Annotated in this window: 3 protein-coding genes; all 3 read left to right on the top strand. The window is 28.8% G+C overall.

Annotated elements, in window-relative coordinates; genetic code table 11:
- The first annotated feature begins 252 nt into the window (after positions 1-252).
- The 3 genes from HMPREF3264_RS10385 (at position 253) to HMPREF3264_RS10375 (ending at position 1,822) form a co-directional block, all read left to right on the top strand.
- Positions 253-501, top strand: coding sequence for an AbrB/MazE/SpoVT family DNA-binding domain-containing protein (locus HMPREF3264_RS10385; protein ID WP_176746841.1), 249 nt, complete (start codon positions 253-255; stop codon positions 499-501).
- Positions 498-836 (top strand): type II toxin-antitoxin system PemK/MazF family toxin, encoded by a 339-nt coding sequence (locus HMPREF3264_RS10380; RefSeq protein WP_002436882.1) that lies wholly within the window; start codon positions 498-500, stop codon positions 834-836. The genes HMPREF3264_RS10385 and HMPREF3264_RS10380 overlap by 4 nt, the downstream gene beginning before the upstream one ends.
- 500 nt (positions 837-1,336) lie before the next feature.
- Positions 1,337-1,822: an immunodominant staphylococcal antigen IsaB family protein gene (locus HMPREF3264_RS10375; protein ID WP_070873284.1), complete on the top strand. Its 486-nt coding sequence runs from the start codon at positions 1,337-1,339 to the stop codon at positions 1,820-1,822.
- Positions 1,823-1,879 lie beyond the last annotated feature (57 nt).

Raw genomic sequence — 1,879 nt, 5'->3', positions numbered from 1 at the left:
AAAAAATGCATCTCTTCTTGCTTGATTTAAAACACCTTTATTTTGAATTTTAAAGGGCATGTATTAGGGGTTTTTTAACCTAAAAACTTATATTGGCTCTTAAAACGCAAATGAGAGCCAAATTGGTTCTGTTGCAAAGGCAGAAAAAATATAACTAATTATCTTTTTTACATATAATGTATTTACATAAGTAAGTACACATTGATATAATAGTATTAAGGAGATGATAATATGGCAAAAACATTAAATGATATCAACAAAACATCTGAACGCATATTTAAAAGTGGTAATAGTAAAGCAATCAGTTTAAGCAAACAAACAATCCAACTTGCTGATTTCGAAGTAGGGGATAAGGTTGAAGTGCAAGAAATGAATGGTGGTTTGTTCATCAAAAAGAAAGAAGAATCAATTAAAGATAAAATTACTAATTTCTTTAAAAATGGTGGTAAATACACAGAAGAAGAAATTGATTTTGGTGAAAGTGTAGGTCGAGAAATATGAGTATTAAACAATTCGATATACTCTATATTGACCTAGACCCAACACGTGGACGTGAAAAACAAAAGATACGACCATGTTTAGTCGTAAATAACCAAATGACAATTAATGGTACAGACTTTGTTTGGATATTGCCAATTACGAGTCGAGAAGTGCGCTTCCCAACTGATATTGAAGTTAAAACTAAAAACGGATTGGTTACTGGTGTCATAGATACCATTCAAATACGGTCATTAGACCTCAATGCTCGCTATCATAACTATAAAGATGAGTTACAAGATAACTTAAAAAACGACGTGATACAGGCTATACAGACATATCTCAATCCAACACTATAATAAATCCAACTTAGATTTAATCCAAAACCTAAGCCATTTTTTTATTTACTCTTCATCTTTTTCTACTTTTACATTTTTTCTATCTGGTTTATCTAAAGCACTACTTTTAGCTTTGTCTCCAACTTTGGTAATTAAATAACTTCTGTCATCTCCATATTCATAATTATCTAAAAATGCATATTTATCACCAAAATATTATATGGGTATACTCTAAGTGTTAACTAAAGACAAACAAAAACCACCATTTTTCAAAATGAATGATAAAAATGATTTATTTTGTTTTGGGATTTCTAATTGTCTATAGGTATCACATAAAAAGAGATTATAATTAAACAGAGTTTAACTATGATTGTCACAAAAAATGATTGGTGCTTTAAATTTCGAAGTTGATAAAGTAATAACTTCAGATAATTTTTTGTAATTTTTTTGTAATTTTAATGATTTTTTGTAATATATCTGTAATAATAATAGATGTATTATAAATAATTAGGAGGGTTTTTATGAAGAAATTTTCTAAAATTATTCTAGCTAGCGGTATTGTTTTGGGTTTCTCTGTAACGCCCGAACTATTTAATGCAACGGAAGCACAGGCACAAGAGTTTATTGAACCTTATTATAATTATGATGGTTATACTGCGTATCAAAGTGGATTTATATTAGACAAAAATTTCAAAGAGTCATTGAAATACGATAATTTTACTATCAACGGCTATCAAATAGCAAAGAATACAACCGGTGACAATCGAATAAATTTATACGATCAAACACTTTATGGTGTATCTGAGAATAAAGCTAATGGTGTTTTCTTCTCTCTCGATGGAAAATCTATTAATAAAAATACTTTAATTCAAAATTATGGTCAACCAAATTCTTACTCTCCTACTTCAGCATGGGGTGAAGAATATATGTACAAAATTGGTAATAAAGATGTCAGATTTTATATTTACAATGGCTATGTGAATAAATGTCAAATTATTAGTGAATAAGACATTTTAGGTATAAAACGTGAGGTAAGTTGCAAGTTCGCTTACTTCACGTTTTTT

This window comes from Staphylococcus sp. HMSC62A08 (genome assembly GCF_001839105.1).
Classification (GTDB): domain Bacteria; phylum Bacillota; class Bacilli; order Staphylococcales; family Staphylococcaceae; genus Staphylococcus; species Staphylococcus caprae.
This window is presented reverse-complemented; position numbering and strand designations above follow the sequence as displayed.